The following is a 21,339-nucleotide window of genomic DNA, read 5'->3' as shown; positions in this document are numbered from 1 at the left end:
ATGAATATTGGCTATTTGGAGATTTGGAAATAAAAATATTCTTATCTTAGTAAGAGCTTGGTATATGCTTTGATAGTGTAACCGTATAATTTGAATAGTATTTAATTCTTTGAACAATGAAAATTAAAAGATTTTTGGTCGCCCTATGTGGTTTATTTGCATTAGTATCATTAAACTCCTGTGGCTACAATACGATGGTCTCACAAGATGAGAATGTTAAAGGAAAATGGGCACAAGTTGAAAATGCGTATCAACGTCGTGCGGATCTAGTTCCAAATTTGGTTAATACGGTAAAAGGAGCGGCAAAACACGAAGAAAGTACATTGACAGCTGTTGTAGAGGCACGAGCTAAAGCTACTTCGGTGACGATTAATGCCGATGACTTGTCTGAGGAGAATATTGCCAAGTTTCAAAAAGTTCAGGATGAATTCAGCGGTTCGTTGAGTCGTCTTTTGGCGTCTGTTGAAGCTTATCCTGATTTGAAAGCCAATCAGAACTTTTTGGAATTACAAGCACAGCTGGAAGGTACTGAAAATCGTATTTCAACAGAACGTAGATCTTACAATGAAGCGGTACAGCAATATAATACCACCGTACGTAGCTTCCCGAATAATTTAATGGCGGGGATGTTCGGATTTAAGGCAAAAGGTACATTTACTGCGGCCCCAGGTTCGGATAAAGCGCCAACGGTATCATTCTAACAGCAAATTGTTAGGAATGAACAGGATGATGGATGATGCGGCTTTCGTAGAAGCACATCATCCATTTTTTTATCGTGTTTTAATTAGTTTAGACCCTTTGAATCTGGAATAACCGGTATGGTAATCTAGTTTTGGAGTGCAAACGTATACAAACTATGGCATTAAATTCTGAAGAACAAGAGAAGATCGTTCACGCTATTAATGTAGCTGAAAATGAGACTTCTGGTGAGATTCGTGTAGTGGTCGAAAATCATTGCCCCGACGAGGTACATGATCGTGCAACCTATTATTTTTCCAAATTGGGCATGCATAAGACTACATTGAAAAATGGTGTTCTTATCTATATCGCGCTGGAAGACCATAAATTTTCCATTATCGGCGATAAGGGAATTCACCAACGTGTAGAAGGTGATTTTTGGAACAGTACCAAAGATCTAATGGTGGCGGAGTTTCGGGTGGATCGCATTGTTGAGGGCTTGGTCAAGGGGATCGAACATGCGGGTAAACAATTGGCAAAATTCTTCCCGCGTGAACACGATGACATCAACGAGCTTCCAAATGATATTGTTTTTGGAGACCGTTAGTTGTTAAGTGACTAGAAACAGTCCCGAAAAGCTATTTCCTGTCTCACAAATAAACTGATAAAGATCGTGATAAACCCGATTTCGGGATTCACCGAACGCCATTTGCATGAAAACTGCTCAAGGCAAATAAAAATGAATAAAAGAGAATTATAGGATGAAATTTGTATCGAGATTATTTTCTCGGGTTCGGATCCCTGCTATGGCTATGTTGCTTTGTTTGCTGTCGGTAGCCACAGTATTGGGTCAAGATTTCCCAGAAACATCAAATAGGCTTGTCAATGATTATACAAACACATTGACCGCAAGTCAGAAGCAATTATTGGAGCAGAAGCTATTGGCATTTGAGGATTCCGCATCTACGCAGATTGCAGTGGTTATGATGAATTCTACCGGTGGCTATGATATTTCTGATTATGCGGTTCGTTTAGCGAAAAAATGGGGTATTGGGAATAAAAAGTATAATAACGGTATTCTGTTGTTGGTCGCTCTGGGAGATCGGGCGGTGACTATTCAAACAGGTTATGGCATAGAGGGCGCTGTCCCGGATGCCATTGCATATCGTATTATTGAAAATGATATCAAGCCGGCTTTTCGTCAGGGCGATTACTACAAAGGAGTGGACGATGCGACCAGTTCCTTAATTTCCTACACAAAAGGTGAGTACAAAGCTGATCCAAAACAACCGAAAGGAAAGGGATCAGGTTCGGTGATGTTTGTTGTTATTATTGTGATAGTCTTGGTTGTTCTTTTCTCCAATCGCGGTGGACGAGGTGGTGGCGGTGGTGGCCGTGTGATGAATGGACGCGGCGCTTCTGATATCTTTTGGTGGACATTGCTGAATGGTCTTGGCGGCGGTGGCGGCCGAGGTGGCGGCGGTGGCTTCGGCGGAGGCTCTGGTGGCGGATTTGGCGGTTTCGGTGGCGGTGATTTTGGTGGTGGTGGTGCTTCCGGACGTTGGTAACATCTTTGCTAAATAATGTTAAATAGGACGACAGTGAAACGGAAATGTTTTACATTTATGGGAAGTATATAATTATGAAAAAGGGAATATTAATGGGTTTAAGCTTTTTACCAGCCTTGTTAATGGCACAAGAAAGCTTCACGGTTACAGGAAAAGTAAACACGACGTCAGACAAAGCGAAAGTGTTTATGCAGTATGCTGCGAATGGCACTCGTCAGACTGATTCAGCAACGGTCGTAAAAGGCGAATTTAAGTTCAACGGACAGGTAGCTACACCAACAAAAGGTATGATGATCTATTCGCCGGAGGGCTTAACTTTTGCAGAACTTAGAAATAGTCAAAAGCAACCTGAGACAGCACAGTTATATCTTTCTAAAGGCGTTATCAAAGTCGATGCTACCAAAGGGTTTAAAAATGCAACGGTCTCAGGTACGGCGCTTAATGACGATCTGACGCAGTACAAGGCTTTTGTGAAACCGCATACGGATGCGTTCGAGGCATTGAACCAACAATATTATGCGGCTTCGGAGACGCAAAAACAGGATCCTAAATTCATCGAAGGCTTACAAAAACAAGCTGGTGAGATTTCCGAAAAAATGGAAAAAGCAGATGCTGAATTTATTAACAAAAACCCAAAAAGCTGGTATACGTTGGATTTGTTGTCTGAGAATGTCAGCGGTGAAAACGTCAATGAATATGTAGCTTCTTTTGAGAAAATGTCTCCTGAACTGAAAGATTCTGAAAAAGGGAAGGAATTGGCTGAGCGTATCCAGAAATTGAAAGCAGTAGCTGTTGGTTCGGTAGCTCCTGACTTCACATTGCCAGACACAACAGGAAAGAATATTTCCTTATCTTCCTTAAGAGGAAAATATGTTTTGTTGGATTTTTGGGCAAGTTGGTGTGGTCCTTGTCGTCATGAGAACCCGAATGTCGTTGCGGCTTTCAATAAATTTAAAGATAAAGGATTTACCGTGTTTGGTGTTTCTTTAGACAATCCCGGTAAAAAAGATGCTTGGGTGAAAGCTATCCATGATGATAATTTACAACAATGGCCACACGTTTCAGATCTACAGGGCTGGAAATCAGCTCCGGTAAAATTGTACGAAGTACGTGGTATTCCGCAAAACTTCCTCATTGATCCTTCTGGTAAAATTGTCGCATCAAATTTAAGAGGTGAGGCTTTGGATGCGAAGTTAGCTGAATTGCTAAAGTAAACTGATATTTAGTTGCCATTGGGCATGAATAACCCCTAATTGTTATACTCATGTGAACTGAGTCTGCAATGAGGGGTTTCTTTTTATAGTCGTCCTCATCCAATCGCTTTTTTGGCGCCGCGACTAATTGACGACTCTAAAAGGGGAATAGCGTGACGACTGCAAAACATTGAATGAATTCGCTAACTTCGTCTGCTGCTCTAGCGAATCATTTCATGAAACCGCCATATCCTCGTAACAGCGGGATTAGGGGATGATGAATCCTAGGTATTTAAACATGGTGATCAATGGGATTTCTAGCGCTATTGGGGTTATAAAATTGTAAAGATGAAGAAAACAGTAATTTTGGGTATATTCTTGGGGACGGTGATTGCTTCCTGCGGTGGCGATCAAGATAAGGGAATTCCTGTTGTCAACCTAGAGGCGTTGCATGCCATACCTTTGGATCACCCGATTGATCAATTGGCTAAAGACACGACATTAGGTCCTACACCTATCGGAACAGGTTATTAAGGCATATGAACAGGCGATCAGCAATACGAATCATTTTGCGGACTCGATGGCCAAAGCTGGTCAGGCCATTCAGTTGCCGCCGGTATCTGAAGAATACCGCAATAATTTGCTTAAATAACAACTGGGATTGATATGGAGCTCATGTACGCTTATGGAATATGACCGTTCGGGTATCAGGCCTTTACAAAGAATTTGAACAAATCAAGAAACACAAGGCATAAAAAAAGAGTATACATCACGATGTATACTCTTTTTTTATTGTTAGTCAAGAATAAACTAGATCATTTACAACGAAAGGATTTCAATGATACGAAGCAGATCTTCATTCATTTTTACGTTATGCTTGATGGCGCTCTTAAAGGGTGTGAATCTTACTTCACTGCAGATCAGTCCGGCCATTTCACCTCTGCGGCCTTGTAGTAAAGCCTCTACCGCTGCAACTCCAAGCCTGCTGGCCAATACGCGGTCCATGCAAGTAGGGCTTCCGCCACGCTGAATATGTCCTAAAATAGATAATCTAACGTCGTAATGCGGGAAATTTTCCTTGATTTTTTCCGATACCACCATACCGCCTTCTTTGTCGCCTTCAGCAACAATAATAATGCGGGATGATTTATTTTTACGGCTTTTGTCAAGTCTTTTCATAATCGCATCATAGTCTACCTCGAACTCAGGAACCAGAACTGCCTCAGCACCGGTACTGATACCAGAACGGACGGCGATAAGACCAGAGTCGCGGCCCATCACTTCGATCACAAAAAGTCTATCGTGAGACTCGGCGGTGTCGCGAATTTTGTCTACGGCTTGGATAACTGTATTAATGGCTGTATCATAGCCAATAGTGAAGTCTGTGCCGGCCAAATCGTTATCGATTGTGCCCGGAAGACCGATGATAGGAAAATCGAATTCTTCGATAAATTTGGATGCGCCGGTAAATGTACCATCGCCACCGATAACAACCATGGCATCAATACCGTGGCTGCGTAAATTTTCATAAGCCTGCTTACGTCCTTCAATTGTTTTGAAAGCCTCGCTGCGGGCTGTTTTTAGGATAGTACCACCACGTTGTATGATATTGGCTACAGATTTAGCATCCATAGGGATAATCTCACCATTAACTAGACCATCATAACCTCTGCGTACCCCAAATACTTCAAGATTATTGTAGATCCCCGCTCTAACAACAGCGCGGATACCAGCATTCATTCCTGGAGCATCTCCTCCAGATGTCAAAACAGCAATTTTTTTAATGTTACTCATACGTACTCAAACTTAGCTATTTTTAAGCGTATATACAATTATATTTCCGTTATTAGAAGTCGCCAATATCGCTATTAAGAACAAGCAATCGCTTTATTAACTGCAATTCATCTAAGTGTGAGCTAAAGATAATGCAAATTTAATAATTGCTTGTTCTCTGCTGTTAATCTCGACGGATACCTTCTGCTGTATACAGGCTATTTTTTTGCCTTAAATGCATCAATTCCGCTCTGTAAAAACGCTTTATATTGTTCAATATTTCTATTTGCACCAGACTGAGGTACCAATACCTTTCCAGTGGCGTCTACAATAACATATAACGGTTGTGAATTGCTATTGAACGTCGATGCTTGGAAATCACTGTTTTTATTTCCTATCGTTTTAATCTTTTTGCCACTGTATTTTGATACGAATTGTTCGTTTGCAGGTAATTCTGTTTTATCATCGACAAACAATTCGGCCATAACAAATTCTTCCTTCAATAGTTTGGCAACCGCAGGATCAGTCCAGACATTTGCTTCCATCTCCCGACAGTTAACACAGTTCCAACCTGTAAAATCTATCAATACAGGTTTATTCAGTTCTTTTGCTGTTTCCAAGGCCTGATCATAATCATAATATGGATCAAATCCTTTTGGTGTACCGCGTTCGTGAAAAATCTCCGCGTATTTTTTGACTTTACCATCACTGTGTGCGGGAGCGGCTGCTATTCCTGCCGACAGGTCAAAGTCCTGTGTTGCCGAGGGTGGCAAGAAAGCTGAAATTGATTTTAGGGGAGCTCCCCATAGCCCCGGTACCATATAGATAACGAAGGAGAATACAATGATAGCGAGAATAGTTCTCGGTACGGAGAGGAATTTTAATTCACTGTCATGTGAAAATTTAATCTTTCCAATAAGATATAAGCCCATCATACTAAAGATGGCAATCCATAGCGATAAGAACACCTCCCGATCCAGCCAATTCCAATGGTAGGCCAAATCTACATTTGATAAGAATTTCAGTGCCAGTGCAAGCTCTAAGAAGCCGAGTACAACCTTCACCGAATTTAACCAGCCACCAGATTTTGGCAGGGATTTTAACATCGAAGGGAACATCGCAAATAAGCCAAAAGGAATTGCAAGTGCTATAGAAAAGCCAAGCATACCGATTGCGGGACCTAGGCGTTCTCCTTTTGAGGCCGCTTCGACCAATAAGGTGCCAATAATGGGGCCAGTACAGGAGAAGGAGACCAGTGAAAGGCTGAATGCCATAAAGAAAAGCCCTACGAGACCGCCTTTGTCGGATTTGGCATCCATTTTATTGACAAAAGAACTCGGTAACGTGATTTCAAAAGCACCAAAAAAGGATGCGGCGAAAACAACTAATAAGAGGAAGAATAGGAAGTTAAATACCCCATTTGTGGATAAAGCATTCAATGCATCCGAACCAAAGGAAATGGTAATAATCATTCCTAAAGCGACATAGATCACAATAATAAAGAGACCGTAGAGGAGTGCCTTGCTGATACCGCTTGCGCGGCTTCCAGCCTGTTTTGTAAAATAACTTACGGTAAGTGGGAGCATTGGAAATATACATGGCATGAGTAGCGCTGCGAAGCCGCCAACTAATCCTGCGATAAAGATACTCCAAAGTGATTTTTTACTTGATTCTTGCCCGGAGGGAGCGTTTGCCTTAACAGGAGCTATTTTGCTGCTGTCCTGACTAACCATTGTGTCAGGTGAAGCTGTAAAATTTAGATCCTCAGGTACCGCTTCAACAGCGGTAGCTGTATCCGGTGATGATTCAAATTGAAGTCCTTCTGTACTTGTTAAACTATCTTGTGCGGAGGCAAAAGTTGCTGTCGTTAAAGAAAGACTGAAAAAAGCAATTAAAAGTAGAATGAATGTGTTTTTTAACATGCGTATGAATTTCTGATGTTATGGTCAAAAATAAAAAAAGGCGATGAGAATCGCCTTATTAATTTATCCGTGTAGAATCATTTTTACTATTTGATTGTCACAGCAAAAGCATATTCGTCTGGAGGAAGACATTGTGATGCATCACATGCTTGCCATTCAACAGTGCCTTTAACGGTGGCAGTTCCTTTGTTTAAAGTTACTTTTTGTTGGAAAATTACCTCGTTTGTAAAATAACCAACATCCATCTTAAATACATCCTCGTGTTTTACTTTTGGTTTCGGCTCTGCAGTTTTACCTACCAATGTATAATCTGCCGCTTTAGCAAAGTTGAAAGAAGTTGGAATTGGGCCACCATCTTTCACATTTTGTGAATATATGTGCCATCCATTTTGGATTGTAGCTTTTACATAAACTACAGCTTCTTTGTTATTTAACTTTTTGCTCGCCACAGTCCATTTTACCGGTTTGTGAATCTGAGCGAATGCTCCCGTAACTGCAAAAATTACCACAGTCATTAACAGTATTAACTTTTTCATCAGAATTTAATTTGTTCTTTCCTTTTTCACTACAATGATTGCAGTGTGTTCTTGTTCTTTGATACTTCGGGTGAATAAAGGTTTAATCACGCTGTTGACAAATTTAGAACAAAGGTTTGACAATCCTAAAATGGGTTATCCTTTTTTTGTAAAGATTAAGTAATAAGATGTGTAATTTCTTTGATATCAAATTCGCGCAAGGTGTCTTCCAAAAGAACCAGTAGCTTCCCGTCATTAGACACCTGTTGAATAATGCCAGTTTTTTTGATGCCGTCGACTAGGAATGGTCTTTCTTCACCTCTCCAAAACAATAACGCGTTGTAGCGGTTTAACTGATATTGAGCCCCCTCCTTATACAGGTTCAGGTACTCCTGTTGGATCACTTGGAATAACTCCTGTGCCAGTTCCTTGATGTTGTAATCCTGTCGATCGGTCAGGCAGGCGAGCGAGGTTATTGTTGTTGCTGTGTCAAAATTAATTTGATTAATATTTACACCAATGCCAATAATTGCGTGGTCTATTTTACTGCCTTTTAATTTATTTTCTATTAAAATGCCTGTTATTTTCTTTGAATTGACGTAAATATCATTGGGCCATTTCACGGCTACAGGCTGCTCGGTTTTGCTTTTCAGCCAATTGACGGTTGCAATGGCGATTGTGGCGGAAAGCGCAAATTGTTCCGCTATGGGCAGGAAATGAGGCTTTAAGAGGATCGATGTTGTTAGATTTTTCCCTGGTTCACTGACCCAGGAGCTTCCACGCTGCCCCTTGCCCTGAAATTGTTCTTCTGCTAAAATGGCAGTCCCCTCAGCTAGTGGCTTGAAATTTGACAATAATTCCCTGAGATAATCGTTTGTAGAGGCGACTTTGTCAAGATATATTGTATTTTGACCGATGATAAGTCCCGAAATATTGTTATTTTGCAAACTGAAAGTATTAAATAAATATTAAGTCAAAACTATCACATTTTTTAATGAGTAAAAATAAAAGTTCAGAATTGTCCCAACGTCTATCAGAAATTATCGTTTATGGTATGCAAGAAAAGAAAGCAAACGAGATCGTTCGCTTGGATTTAAGAGATCTTCACAGTTCTGTTTCCGATTATTTTGTGATTTGTCATGCCGATTCTAACATTCAGGTGAATGCGATAGCAAAGAGTGTCGAAGAAGAAGTCTATAAGGCATTTGGTCAAGAACCCCAATATAAAGAAGGACAATCCAATGGTGAATGGTTGATTTTGGATTTTGTGGATGTGGTTGTACATATCTTTAAGACCGAAAAAAGAGCGCATTATGGTATCGAGGATTTATGGGGAGATGCAGAAGTACAGCATTTCCAAAGCGCTTAATTGTCCTCAACGAAAAAATTTATAAAGAAAATATAATTACGATATAATGAAAAAAATCCCGAGTAGTAAGGTAAGCCCGAAACCGCCAAAATTCAATTTTGTGTGGCTTATGATTGCCATGTTTTTAGGTTTTTTTGCCTTACAGTACGTTTTTGGAGAAAGCCCAGCTAAGGAAGTTAGCTATAGTGATTTTGAGACACGTATGTTGAATACAGGCGCTGTAGAGCGTCTCGTCGCCTATAAAAAGAATGATCTTGTCGAAGTGGAGGTCTATCTAAAAAAGGGCTGGAAAGATAACCCAAGTTTTAAAGACGCTACAAAAGCTGCTGATCCGCTTCCAAGTCTATCAGGACAGGAAGACAAGGGTCCACAATATATTTTTAAGGATGCCTCTCCCGATGTTTTAGAAAAGAAATTAGCTGCATCGCAAGCGGAATTAACGCCAGGTACACCAAAGGTCCAGTTGACTTATGATGATCGTTCCAACCCTTGGGCAAGCTGGTTTATCACGTTTATGTTGCCGTTGTTGGTATTGGCTGCAATCTGGATCTTCTTGATGCGTCGTATGGGCGGTGGTGCTGGCGGCGGTGGCGGTGCGATCTTTAATATAGGTAAATCCAAGGCGACGTTGTTTGATAAAGAATCGCAGATCAATATCACATTTAATGATGTTGCTGGTCTTGAAGAAGCGAAACAAGAAGTTATGGAGATTGTGGATTTCTTAAAAAATCCACGTAAGTATACCAATCTAGGGGGTAAAATTCCGAAAGGCGCTTTGCTTGTAGGGCCTCCAGGAACAGGTAAGACTTTATTGGCTAAAGCTGTAGCCGGAGAGGCTCAAGTGCCATTTTTCTCGCTATCCGGATCTGACTTTGTCGAAATGTTTGTGGGTGTAGGTGCATCGCGTGTTCGCGATTTGTTTAAGCAAGCGAAAGAGAAAGCGCCATGTATCATTTTTATCGATGAGATTGACGCTATAGGTCGTGCTCGTGGTAAAAACTCGATGATGGGCGGTAATGACGAGCGTGAAAATACATTGAACCAATTATTGGTGGAGATGGATGGTTTCGGTACGGATTCAGGCGTTATTATTTTAGCGGCTACTAACCGTATCGATGTACTGGATACAGCATTGTTGCGTCCAGGACGTTTTGACCGTCAAATTTCTATTGATAAACCGGATTTGATTGGCCGTGAGCAAATTTTCAAAGTGCATCTAAAGCCGTTGAAATTATCGGCTGAGGTCGATGCAAAAAAATTATCGGCGCAGACACCTGGTTTTGCGGGAGCTGAAATTGCCAACGTGTGTAACGAAGCAGCCCTTATTGCTGCCCGTAAAAATAAACCCGAGATTGATATGCAGGATTTTCAGGATGCCGTTGATCGTGTGATCGGTGGTCTTGAGAAGAAAAACAAAATCATCTCTCCGGAAGAGAAACGTATTGTTGCTTATCATGAGGCTGGGCACGCTATTGCGGGCTGGTTTTTAGAGCACGCCGATCCTTTGGTAAAAGTGTCTATTGTACCACGTGGTGTCGCTGCTTTGGGTTATGCACAGTATCTTCCCCGTGAGCAGTTCCTATATACGACAGAACAGCTTATAGACAGTTTATGTATGACTATGGGTGGTCGTGTCGCTGAAGATATTACTTTTGGAAGAATTTCAACAGGTGCTCAAAATGACTTAGAGCGTATCACGCAACTTTCTTATGCGATGATTGCAATCTACGGTATGAATGATAAAGTTGGAAATGTTTCCTTCCGAGATAGTTCTGAGGCATCTTTCCAAAAGCCGTATTCTGACAAAACGGCAGAGCTGATTGATGCAGAGGTACGTAACTTAATTAATGACGTCTATGCACGTACCAAACAGTTATTGCTGGATAAACGTGAGGGTTTGATTAAAATAGCAGAAAAGCTATTGGAAAAAGAGATTCTTTTTCAGTCGGACTTGGAAGAGATATTAGGTAAACGTCCATTTGAAACCAAGACTACTTACGAGGAGTTTGTGAATGGTGCTGATGGTGGTGGAGTTCCACAGACAGATTTACCGTTGGATGTTCATCCGGACGAAGCGCGATCTAACGAAGGGCAGAGTTCAGAAACACCCTCCAATAATTTGAATTAATTTGAATGCTGCAGCGCTAGAGTGATCTAGCGCTGCATTTATATATATTTGCGCCATGAACGTGAAGAACGCAACAGCGAAAGAGATAATGTTAAAACGGGTACGTCAGGCATTACTACAGAAAAACGATAATCCACATCCCAATTTCAAAGAAACGCCGCTTTATAAAGAAGAGGATGAGTTGGTGGATATTGTTTTTGTTCGCGAATTGACTGCTGCGGGAGGCAAGTTTCTGTATTGTGATGGCGAGATCGGTCTGATTGAAAATCTGATTTTATTGACCGAGGAGAATAATATCAAAAATATATACGCTTGGGAACAAGGTGTTCAAAATTTACTCAGTCCATATGGTTTCCCTTTTTTAAAAACAGCGGAAGATTTTGAATCAGCAAATGCGAGCATTACCTCATGTGAAGCATTGGTTGCACGTAATGGAAGTGTTATGGTGAGTAATGCAAATGCTTCAGGACGCAGGTTGAGTATATATCCTCCAATTCATATTGTCATTGCCAAAGCTTCGCAATTGGTTTGGGATCTAAAGGATGCTTTAGCCTATATGCAGAAGCGTTACGGTCAGGAAATACCGACAATGATTTCGACAATTACCGGCCCCTCCAGGACGGCTGATATTGAGAAAAGATTGGTTTTGGGTGCACACGGACCAAAAGAACTTTACGTTTTACTTTTAGAGGATCGATTCTAGGAATTACTATGCTATTATATTATCTAACAGAAATGCCTATTGCGAGTATTATTTTCTTTTTTACGCTCGCTACCAGTATCTATACGTTTTCACATGAACAACTTTACGGTAAACTGATGTTGCATCCGTATAGTATCGCACGTAATCGAAAATGGTATACCATCCTTACCAGTGGCTTTGTGCATAAAGATTGGGGGCATCTGCTGTTTAATATGCTTACCTTCTATTATTTTGCATTTTGTTTGGAGCGCATACTTGCAGAAGCAAGTCCATACGGTCATATTTTATTTGCCGTAATCTATGTCGGTAGTTTGATCTTGAGCGATATTCCAACAATCATCCAGCAAAAAAATAACCCCGGTTACTATAGTTTAGGCGCTTCAGGTGCGATTTGTGCGGTTCTGTTTAGCTACATTCTTTTCGATCCGAAAATTACCATTGGTGTGATGATGATTATACCGATGCCGGCTTATCTGTTTGCATTTTTGTTTTTAGGTTACTGTGTGTGGGCGTCAAAAAAAGCGCAAGATGGTATAAATCACGATGCTCATTTCTTTGGCGCATTGTCGGGTCTGATCTTGACGATTATCTGTTTCCCTTGGGTTATTAAGCATTGTTTGGCTCAGTTTTAAAATTTTCCACCCCAGGTTTCCCGATCTAAATTTCTATACTGGATCGCTTCGGCGAGATGATGATTTTCGATCATTTTACTTTGCTCCATATCAGCGATTGTTCGAGCAACTTTGAGTATTCTATCGTATGCTCTTGCAGATAGGCTCAGACGTTCAATAGCCGTTTTAAGTAACTTCCTTCCGGGCTCATCAATCTGACATATTTCTCGGGTCAATTGTGTACTCATCTGGGCATTACAATGGATGTCTGGGAAGGATTTAAAACGTTCTTTCTGGATTTCGCGTGTCTGAATGACCCGACGGCGTACCGTGCGGCTATCATCTATAGAACGTGTTGTATTCAATTCATCAAATAGCACGGGGGTGACTTCGATGTGGAGGTCTATACGGTCTAAAAGTGGTCCTGATATTTTGCTTAGATAACGCTGAACGGTGTTAGTGCCGCAGATGCATTCTTTCTCGGGGTGATTGAAATAACCACAGGGGCAGGGATTCATGGCAGCAATGAGCATAAAACTTGCGGGGTACTCGACGGTAAGTTTAGCTCTTGATATCGTAATTTGACGCGATTCAAGTGGCTGACGCATGACTTCGAGGACGCTCCGTTTGAATTCTGGCAATTCGTCAAGGAATAATACGCCATGGTGGGATAAAGAAATTTCACCCGGCAATGGATTTGAGCCGCCCCCTACCATGGCCACATCGGATATTGTATGATGTGGAGAACGAAAGGGCCGTGCAGTGACGAGGGAGTCTTTCGCCTTTAGATTTCCAGACACAGAGTGTATTTTGGTCGTTTCCAGCGATTCGGTCATATTGAGTGGGGGAAGGATCGTTGGTAGTCTTTTTGCCAACATGGTTTTTCCTGCTCCTGGTGGACCTATTAAAATAAGGTTATGTCCACCAGATGCTGCGATTTCCAGCGCTCGTTTGATATTCTCCTGTCCTTGTACATCAGAGAAATCGACGTCATAAATGGCCGTATCATCCTGAAAAAATGTTTGTATGTTAACTTTTGTAGGCTCGATTGTTACAGTATGATTGAGAAATTCCACTACTTGGGTCAGATTTTCTACACCAATAACATCGATTTCAGTGACGATAGCTGCCTCTTTTGCATTGGCTTTAGGTAATATTATTCCTTTAAACCCTTCTTTGCGCGCCTGTAATGCAATTGGTAGAACACCACGTATGGGCTTAATACTTCCGTCTAATGATAGCTCGCCTAAAATAAGATAGTCTTCCAGACGGATATTTGTGATTTGGCCGGAAGATGCTAATATGCCTATTGCAATTGATAGGTCGTAACTTGAACCTTCTTTACGAATATCTGCGGGTGCCAAGTTGACAACGATCTTTTGGCGTGGCATGTGAAGTTGACAGGAATTAATGGCACTTTCGATACGTCTTAAGCTTTCTTTAACGGCATTGTCAGGCAGGCCAACGATATAATAATGGAGGCCAGTAGATACGATTACCTCGACGGTAATAGTGCAGGCATTTATCCCATAGACGGCGCTGCAATAGGTTTTATTTAGCATAATTTTCATAATCGACTGATTTAAAGATACTAAAAAATTGAGTAAGTTAATAATTGTCGGGTGAAATATTGATGGAGGATCCAAGATTACCGAAAAAAATGATTATATTGTTAATATAGTTCCTTATTAATAACGGATAAAAAGCATTGTTTGGCAAACGATTTGCTTTGTTAATTGTATTATTAACGAGGACTAGATTCTTCGTAATAGATTTAGAACTTTAAAAGAAAAAGAAATGAATGACACAAGTAAAGTAGCTTTGGCGTTATTAGCCGGTCTTGCCGCGGGTGCAGCTTTGGGAGTTTTATTTGCTCCAGACAAAGGGTCGGATACAAGAGATAAAATAAATGATTCATTAAGCGATTTGAGTGATGCTATTCGGGAAAGAGCAGAGGAGCAATTTGATCAGTTGAATGATTTCAAAGAGAAGATTGTTTCTACGTTAAAAGGGAAGTTAAATCAGGCAGAAGAAGTGCTGGATGATGATATCATCGAACATGCATAGTTCGCAGATTATTCAAAAGAATAATTGGTGTAGAGTACATATTATCAGGCTATTTCGCGAGATAGCTGTTTTTACGATAGCTGCGCGCTCTTCATGGGTATAGAGTAGTGCTGTGTTGCGGTTATAAGATACAGCGTTTTCGTTTTTTTAGTTATGGGCTGAAATAGCCTGAATAAATTTTAGATGCATGGAAGAAGAAAAATTTTCACTAAGTGGTACGTTTCAAAAGACCAAGGAGTATATTGACTCCCAATTTAAACTTGTTAAATTAAAAACAATTGAACGATCATCTCGTTTAATTGCAAGCTTAGTGGTAGATGCAACTAAGCTTATTTTTACTTTATTTGTTCTGTTTTTCTTATGCTTAGCACTAGGTTTTTGGCTGGGAGAGTTATTGGGTAGTTATTCATTAGGTTTTTTGGCAACAGCAGGTATCTTCTTAGTGATCATTATCCTAATCCGCGTTTTTGAGCCTATGCTGGAATCAAAATTTATGGATCTCTCCATTCGACGTTTTTTGGCTAAATGGAACGATGAAATTGAGGAAGAAGAGGAAGAACTGCATAAAGAAAAACTTGATAGAGAAAGGGCTACAAATGAACAATAAACAGACCAAAATACGTAATTTACAGGAACTTAAAGCTGAAATATTGCGCTTAAAGACATTAAAGAATGAGCAGGAGCTATATCTAAAGGCTCAATTTACATTGCTTAACAATAAAATAGAGGCCCCCATCCGTTTTTTTAATTCCTTAAAAAATAATATCCCGGGTGCGAATATTATACAGCAGATGTTTGCCAAAAGTAATAATCCAGATTCTGATTGGTTAACGAAGATCTTACGTATTGGGGTTCCCTTTGTTATGAATAGGTTGTTCCTAAAAAATACGGGCGTTTTAAAGAAAGCGCTGATGTTGCTGTTATCAGAGCGTGCTGTCGGCCAGATCAATCAAGATAAAATCACCGGCCTCATCGGTAAATTAACGAGCTTTATTCGTCCCAAGAAAAAGAAGAAAAATAAAGCTGCGGAAGCTGAAAATGCAGTGATCAAGGATGAGGTTAACGAGTACGGAATTCCTTCCTATAGCGAGACCTACTAATGCGATCGCGTTGGATTTATTCAAAAGCATTTGCTTCTTTCTTCAAAAAATCCGCATAAGCTAGTTGAATGCCTTCCCGAAGGTTAACTCGATGTTTCCAGCCCAGCGCATGTAGTTTTGAGACATCCATGAGTTTTCGCGGTGTTCCGTCAGGTTTGGAACTGTCGAAGGAAATAGTTCCCTGGTAACCAATGACGTCTTTAATCAATTCGGCAAGTTCCTTAATGCTTAAATCTTCGCCAATGCCAATGTTGACAAATTGTTTCTCGTCGTAATTATTCATTAAGAAAACGCAGGCATCTGCCAGGTCATCGGAAAAAAGAAATTCCCGTAAGGGGGTCCCTGTTCCCCAGATCATAACTTCAGGGAGCTGATTGATTTTAGCTTCATGAAATCTTCTGATCAAGGCCGGTAAGACATGTGAATTTTGCGGATGGTAATTGTCGTTAATTCCGTAAAGATTTGTTGGCATAACGGAGATATAATTGCATCCATACTGATCCCTGAAAGCTTCCGCCATTTTTATTCCCGCGATTTTAGCAATTGCGTAAGGCTCATTTGTAGGCTCCAGAGTACCCGTGAGTAGCATGTCTTCATTCAAAGGCTGCGGAGCCATTTTTGGATAGATACAGCTTGAGCCTAAGAACATTAATTTTTTAACCTTATTATCGTAGGAAGATTTGATGACGTTATTCTGTATAGCCATATTCTCGTAGATAAAATCAGCGCGATAGGTGTTGTTCGCCATGATCCCGCCAACTTTGGCTGCGGCTAAGAAAACATAGTCCGGTTTTTCCTGATCGAAAAAATCAGCCACTGCTTGCTGATTGCGCAGATCTAATTCGGAAGATGTGCGTGTGACAATGTTGTTGTACCCAAGCTCCGATAGTTTGCGATGAATTGCCGATCCGACCATTCCACGATGGCCTGCTATATAAATTTTAGCGTCTTTCTCCACGATAAGTTATTGATTCCTGCAAACTTAGATAAATTGCTTTTTATATGCAATATAATTCGCCCGTGTGGATGCAATTTATGCATTCCTGTGTCTGCTACAGGACTTCAGATTGTTCTGTAATTACCGGTATTCGTGCTGTCTCTCAGATTTATTTTTTTTAGCGGGAATATAAGGTTATTTTTGCGGGATATTTATTAAAAAATGGGAAAGGACAAACTACGTAAATTTGCTGAAGTTGCTACTTTTGAAAATGTAATCCAACTCGACGCAGGCAAAGAATATAAAGGAAAATGGGCTGAGAAGCAATTTGGTAACAATAATCCAGTTGTTTTGGAGCTTGCTTGTGGTAAAGGTGAGTATACTGTTAATCTAGCGAGATTGTTTCCGGAGAAAAATTTCATCGGTATCGATTTTAAAGGTAATCGTATTTGGCGAGGAGCCAAAACAGCTTTGGAGGATGGAATTCGGAATGTTGCTTTTCTTCGGATACAAATTGAGACTATCCTTGAACATTTTGCTGAAAATGAAATTGATGAGATCTGGATTACCTTTCCGGATCCGCAACCGCAAGATAGCCGAGAAAAGAAACGATTGACCGGGCCAAAGTTTTTGGAACGTTATAAAATCATTATGAAGCCTGAAGGAATGATGAATCTGAAAACAGACAATGACGGTTTTTATGCTTACACACTAGAGCAGATCGATTTACAGGGTTTGAAAAAATATAAGGAAACGACAGATCTTTACCATTCAGACTTGGTTGATAACGTTTTATCCATTAAAACATATTACGAACGGAAGTATTTGGCGCATGACAAGAACATTAACTATGTGAAGTGGAGTTTCGAGAAGGCTTAAGCCTTAACGCTTCTATTGTAATAAAGAGCCCAACGAAAGTTTGGGCTCTTTTTGTTTTCTTCAGTATTGCGGATACTGAAGCTTTGATCACCCACTTTTTACCCCAGTTGGCAGCTGTGTCTACGGTTATTTACTCTTGTCGTAGTTTTACATGAAAGTTACCGTATACTTCCAGTATAGTTACGGTATTGTTTTAGCATGGATATAGTAGTTATGTAAAATACTAAATAGCTACTTAAAGGGGGGAGTAAATTTACTTAAAACATCCTAGAATCCTCCTTTCGGGCCCTTTCCGACGGTCTTATAATTCCTAAAAGACTAAGTAATTCTTGTTTTTTTTATTTTAATATGGGCTTTTAAATAATTTCGATTTATTTCGTTTTTTAAATATTATTAATTATTTTCGATTTGTAAATATAAAATAACCAAAGAAAGATCGCTTAAAAGCGTGCCTAATGCATGATAATCCCTTCAGGGTGAACTTCAAAGCATTTTATTAAAACGGTAATAGTATGATAAAAGGAAATGCTATTCGAAACAATTGTTAACAAAAAGAAAACATTAAGTTAAAACAAACTTTTTGTTAAGAATATATTTTTGTGCCAAATTGAAAATTAACAATTTACACCAATAACTATGTTTAGTATTAACCCTATCCAAATTAATCTAAGGCACTCCTCCTCGAAAGTGCTATTTGTGGCATTAGCAATTGCCTGTAATATGGATTTTACAGCAATGGCGGCTCCACTAGGATCTGATCAAGCTGTGCATGCAGTTAAGCAGACCAAGATTAGAGTAAAAGGGCAAGTTGTCGATAATCAGACGAAAGAACCTTTGGCATCCGTATCAATCCTTGCAGCGGGTGTAGTTAAAGGAGCGACGGACAGAAATGGTAATTTCGATATTGAAGTAGAATCAGGGACAGCAATCCGTTTTCAGCTAATCGGTTACGAAGCGGAAACGCAAACTTTTTCGTCAGCCCAATTGAATGCTAAAATTTTTTTAAGTTCGAGATCGGAGGCGCTCAATGAAGTCGTTGTGACAGCACTAGGCATACAGCGAGAAGAGAAGGCATTAGGCTATTCCATAAGCACGGTCAAAGGCGAGGAATTGACGAATGCAATTTCAAACAATTGGACGGATGCTCTAACAGGAAAAGTCGCTGGTTTGAATTTGGTAAAGTCGGGTGCGGGGCCATTGGGATCCAATCAGATTATTTTAAGAGGGGAAACATCTTTTACGGGCGATAATTCCGCATTGATTGTTGTGGATGGTGTTGTCATGGGAGGAGGGACGCGGATGACCGGTAATGGTAGTTCCAATTATTTGGATAGTGATTCTCCTGTAGATTTTGGAACATCATTGGCGGATATTAATCCGGATGATATCGAGTCCGTTTCAGTATTGAAAGGACCAGGCGCTTCAGCGCTCTATGGTTCCCGTGGCGCACATGGCGCGGTGATTATTACCACAAAAAAGGGAAAAGGGGCTAAAAATAAAATTGGTGTATCCGTTAATTCGAATACGGCAATTGGGACAATTAACAGATGGCCCGATTATCAATACGAATATGGTCAAGGTGCGATTGATCAGGATCTTTATTATTCCTACGGACAGTCAGAGGATGGTGCAAGTACTTTAAGTACGTCTTCTGCTTGGGGACCCAAATTTGATGGACAGTATTATTACCAGTACGATCCTAATTTCTATCGTTTGACACCTCCAGAGCGGACTTTATGGAGACCCTATGAAAACAACCGAAAGGATCTTTTCCAAACGGAGCTCACGTCTACCAATTCGATCAGTATTTCTGGTGCCACAGAAAAGACCAGCTCAAGGTTTTCTTATACGAATGTGACGAATAAATGGATTATTCCCAACATGGGCTATAATCGGAATACCATCGCGATGCAGTTCAATAATAAGATTACGGATAAGTTGAGTCTTTCAACAAAAATTAATTTTAATAATAGAGGATCAGACAATTTACCAAATAGCGGTTATAACAATCAAAGTTACATGTACTTTGTACGGGGCATTGTGCCGAATGTGAATGCAGCTTGGCTAGAGCAGAATTGGATTCTAGGAAAGGAAGGAATTGAACAGATGACTCCGTTTTCAAACCTGTTGGATAATCCAAGAACCATATCTTATGATATGATCAATGCGCAGGATAAAAACAATATTATTGGAAATTTACAGGCCGATTATAAATTCAATAAGGAGTTGAATTTGATGGTGCGGACAGGAATCGATTGGAGCTATGATAAACGCAAACAATCGAGACCATTTGATACCTATAAGTACGCTTATGGCTATTACCGGGAGCAGTCCATCAATAACCAGGAAATTACTTCCGACTTTTTATTGCAATATAACAATCAACGGAACAATCTTCACAAATTTGGCGCATCGGTTGGAGGTTCATTGATGCACAATAAGTATATTAAAGATGATGCTTACGCTAATAGTCTTATTTATCCAAACCAATATAATTTTGCCAATGCGAGGGAAAAAATCGTTTATTTACCTTACCGCGAGGAATATGCAGCCAATAGCTTATATGCCTTACTAAATTATAGTTATAAGGATATGATTTTTGTCGATGCAACGAATCGTATCGACTGGGCGAGTACATTAGCATCTCCGAAACGGAATGAAGTTAAACCATTTATATACCCTTCGCTTAATACAAGTTTTGTTATTTCCCAATTGCTAAACCTGCCAAAAGCGATAAATTTTTGGAAAGTCAGAGCATCGATTGCTCAAGTCGGAGGTGGAGGAAAACGGGCTTATCTAAACTCTTATGGTTACCGTAGTGTTGAGGGGACCACTGGAGGGCTTACAAATCCAACCACCGTTCCAGATGAAAATCTGACGTTCGAAAGTACGCGTTCTTATGAAGTAGGAACAGATTTTAGAATGTTCAGAGATCGACTTAGATTAGATCTTACTCTGTATTCAAACTCGACATTTGATCAGATTATTGAGTCTCCGCTGGATCCTTCAAGCGGTTTCAGAAATCAGATTACGAATGCTGGAGAGGTACGGAATAGGGGGATAGAGATTGCGCTTTCTGGCGATATTATCAAGAAGAAAGATGGCTTAAATTGGAATATGTATGGAAATTTTACGAGCTATGATTCGAAAGTTATTTCCATACCTGCAGATCTGCAAGGAGAATTAGTGCTATCCACGTTGTTTGGAAGTAGAGGAACAATTGTGGCCATACCTGGTAAACGATTTGGTGATATCTATGGACTCGGATATGAGCGAAATCAGGATGGTCAAATTATTTATGAAAATGGACTTCCTGTATTGTCCCAACAGAACATGTATATCGGTAATCCAAATGCAACGACCAAATTTGGTTGGGGGAATGAATTTAAATACAAAGGATTTAGATTTAATTTCTTATTTGATGGTCAATTCGGCGGAGTGGGATATTCGTTGACGCATGCCGTATTGATGGAAGAGGGAAAATTAAAAAAGACAATTCCGGGACGATATAATGGTATTATCGGCGATGGTGTTGTGAAGAATAGTGATGGAAGCTACAGCAAGAATACAGTTGTTGCGTCTGCTGGAGATTATTATGCTAAACATTTTAACCGGGATAATATAGAATCAAATACGTTTTCCACGGACTTTATAAAGCTTCGTGAGGTCAGATTTGACTATACATTACCTAAGTCTTTTGTTGAACGCTTGAAAATTGAGCGCGCATCAATTGGCGTGTACGGAAGAGATCTGTTTGTCATGACCAAATGGCCTTCATTTGACCCAGAGTTTGGATCGCTAAATTCAAGCGGTATTGAGAAGGGCGCAGAGATTGCCCAGTTCCCTTCAACCCGCACAATGGGTGTCAATTTATCATTCTCATTTTAAATCCAGCG

General features: G+C 40.2%; 20 protein-coding genes. 14 read left to right on the top strand and 6 right to left on the bottom strand.

Annotated elements, in window-relative coordinates; translation table 11 throughout:
- Positions 1-122 precede the first annotated feature (122 nt).
- From B3297_RS14780 to B3297_RS14760, 5 genes are all read left to right on the top strand, one after another.
- Positions 123-701 carry a LemA family protein gene (locus tag B3297_RS14780; RefSeq protein ID WP_046673163.1) on the top strand — a complete coding sequence of 193 codons (579 nt, stop codon included), beginning with the start codon at positions 123-125 and terminating at the stop codon, positions 699-701.
- Positions 702-856: 155 nt separating this feature from the next.
- The gene (locus B3297_RS14775; RefSeq protein WP_070561453.1) at positions 857-1,285 is read left to right on the top strand and encodes a TPM domain-containing protein; all 429 of its coding nucleotides are present in this window, start codon (positions 857-859) and stop codon (positions 1,283-1,285) included.
- A gap of 199 nt (positions 1,286-1,484) precedes the next feature.
- Entirely contained in the window at positions 1,485-2,246 is a 762-nt protein-coding gene (locus tag B3297_RS14770; RefSeq protein ID WP_046673124.1) for a TPM domain-containing protein, read from the top strand.
- Positions 2,247-2,320: 74 nt separating this feature from the next.
- Positions 2,321-3,460: a TlpA disulfide reductase family protein gene (locus tag B3297_RS14765; RefSeq protein ID WP_070561522.1), complete on the top strand. Its 1,140-nt coding sequence runs from the start codon at positions 2,321-2,323 to the stop codon at positions 3,458-3,460.
- Between the two features lie 327 nt (positions 3,461-3,787).
- Entirely contained in the window at positions 3,788-3,973 is a 186-nt protein-coding gene (locus B3297_RS14760) for a hypothetical protein (protein ID WP_286779070.1), read from the top strand.
- A 285-nt stretch (positions 3,974-4,258) separates the two neighbouring features.
- Here the strand turns inward: B3297_RS14760 and pfkA are convergent, their stop codons facing one another.
- The 4 genes from pfkA to B3297_RS14740 all read right to left on the bottom strand — a co-directional run bounded on the left by pfkA (position 4,259) and on the right by B3297_RS14740 (position 8,596).
- The gene (pfkA, locus tag B3297_RS14755; RefSeq protein WP_046673127.1) at positions 4,259-5,233 is read right to left on the bottom strand and encodes a 6-phosphofructokinase; all 975 of its coding nucleotides are present in this window, start codon (positions 5,231-5,233) and stop codon (positions 4,259-4,261) included.
- A gap of 197 nt (positions 5,234-5,430) precedes the next feature.
- Positions 5,431-7,134: a protein-disulfide reductase DsbD family protein gene (locus tag B3297_RS14750; RefSeq protein ID WP_070561449.1), complete on the bottom strand. Its 1,704-nt coding sequence runs from the start codon at positions 7,132-7,134 to the stop codon at positions 5,431-5,433.
- 86 nt (positions 7,135-7,220) lie between these two features.
- Complete coding sequence (locus B3297_RS14745; protein WP_070561447.1) at positions 7,221-7,670, bottom strand: protein-disulfide reductase DsbD domain-containing protein; 450 nt, start codon at positions 7,668-7,670, stop codon at positions 7,221-7,223.
- A gap of 155 nt (positions 7,671-7,825) precedes the next feature.
- The gene (locus B3297_RS14740; protein WP_083295773.1) at positions 7,826-8,596 is read right to left on the bottom strand and encodes a biotin--[acetyl-CoA-carboxylase] ligase; all 771 of its coding nucleotides are present in this window, start codon (positions 8,594-8,596) and stop codon (positions 7,826-7,828) included.
- Positions 8,597-8,643: 47 nt separating this feature from the next.
- Here B3297_RS14740 and rsfS point away from each other — a divergent pair, with 47 nt between their 5' ends.
- The 4 genes from rsfS to B3297_RS14720 are packed head-to-tail and all read left to right on the top strand — an operon-like array spanning position 8,644 to position 12,481.
- On the top strand, positions 8,644-9,018 hold the full coding sequence (rsfS, locus tag B3297_RS14735; RefSeq protein WP_046673130.1) for a ribosome silencing factor: 375 nt from the start codon (positions 8,644-8,646) through the stop codon (positions 9,016-9,018).
- Positions 9,019-9,064: 46 nt separating this feature from the next.
- Positions 9,065-11,146 carry an ATP-dependent zinc metalloprotease FtsH gene (gene ftsH, locus B3297_RS14730; protein ID WP_112375078.1) on the top strand — a complete coding sequence of 694 codons (2,082 nt, stop codon included), beginning with the start codon at positions 9,065-9,067 and terminating at the stop codon, positions 11,144-11,146.
- A 55-nt stretch (positions 11,147-11,201) separates the two neighbouring features.
- Positions 11,202-11,849 carry a LutC/YkgG family protein gene (locus tag B3297_RS14725; protein WP_070561445.1) on the top strand — a complete coding sequence of 216 codons (648 nt, stop codon included), beginning with the start codon at positions 11,202-11,204 and terminating at the stop codon, positions 11,847-11,849.
- Between the two features lie 8 nt (positions 11,850-11,857).
- Positions 11,858-12,481, top strand: a complete 624-nt coding sequence (locus B3297_RS14720; protein ID WP_286710272.1) for a rhomboid family intramembrane serine protease — start codon at positions 11,858-11,860, stop codon at positions 12,479-12,481.
- Here B3297_RS14720 and B3297_RS14715 read toward each other — a convergent pair.
- On the bottom strand, positions 12,478-14,022 hold the full coding sequence (locus B3297_RS14715) for a YifB family Mg chelatase-like AAA ATPase (protein WP_070561518.1): 1,545 nt from the start codon (positions 14,020-14,022) through the stop codon (positions 12,478-12,480). The genes B3297_RS14720 and B3297_RS14715 overlap by 4 nt on opposite strands.
- 235 nt (positions 14,023-14,257) lie before the next feature.
- Between B3297_RS14715 and B3297_RS14710 the strand changes: the two genes are divergently transcribed.
- The 3 genes from B3297_RS14710 (at position 14,258) to B3297_RS14700 (ending at position 15,627) form a co-directional block, all read left to right on the top strand.
- Complete coding sequence (locus tag B3297_RS14710; RefSeq protein WP_070561440.1) at positions 14,258-14,527, top strand: YtxH domain-containing protein; 270 nt, start codon at positions 14,258-14,260, stop codon at positions 14,525-14,527.
- A gap of 187 nt (positions 14,528-14,714) precedes the next feature.
- Positions 14,715-15,134 (top strand): hypothetical protein, encoded by a 420-nt coding sequence (locus B3297_RS14705; protein ID WP_070561438.1) that lies wholly within the window; start codon positions 14,715-14,717, stop codon positions 15,132-15,134.
- Complete coding sequence (locus tag B3297_RS14700; protein WP_070561436.1) at positions 15,124-15,627, top strand: hypothetical protein; 504 nt, start codon at positions 15,124-15,126, stop codon at positions 15,625-15,627. The genes B3297_RS14705 and B3297_RS14700 overlap by 11 nt, the downstream gene beginning before the upstream one ends.
- Before the next feature lie 16 nt (positions 15,628-15,643).
- Here B3297_RS14700 and fcl read toward each other — a convergent pair whose 3' ends face one another.
- Positions 15,644-16,585 (bottom strand): GDP-L-fucose synthase, encoded by a 942-nt coding sequence (gene fcl / locus B3297_RS14695; RefSeq protein ID WP_070561434.1) that lies wholly within the window; start codon positions 16,583-16,585, stop codon positions 15,644-15,646.
- Between the two features lie 201 nt (positions 16,586-16,786).
- On the opposite strand from fcl, the gene trmB reads away from it, so the two are divergent.
- Positions 16,787-17,443 (top strand): tRNA (guanosine(46)-N7)-methyltransferase TrmB, encoded by a 657-nt coding sequence (trmB, locus tag B3297_RS14690; RefSeq protein ID WP_070561432.1) that lies wholly within the window; start codon positions 16,787-16,789, stop codon positions 17,441-17,443.
- A gap of 636 nt (positions 17,444-18,079) precedes the next feature.
- Complete coding sequence (locus B3297_RS14685) at positions 18,080-21,331, top strand: SusC/RagA family TonB-linked outer membrane protein (protein WP_083295772.1); 3,252 nt, start codon at positions 18,080-18,082, stop codon at positions 21,329-21,331.
- Positions 21,332-21,339 lie beyond the last annotated feature (8 nt).

The organism is Sphingobacterium sp. UBA3519 (assembly GCF_002377215.1).
In the GTDB taxonomy this organism is placed as follows: domain Bacteria; phylum Bacteroidota; class Bacteroidia; order Sphingobacteriales; family Sphingobacteriaceae; genus Sphingobacterium; species Sphingobacterium multivorum.
The sequence above is the reverse complement of the archived record's forward strand: the minus strand, read 5'-3'. Positions and strand labels throughout refer to the sequence as shown.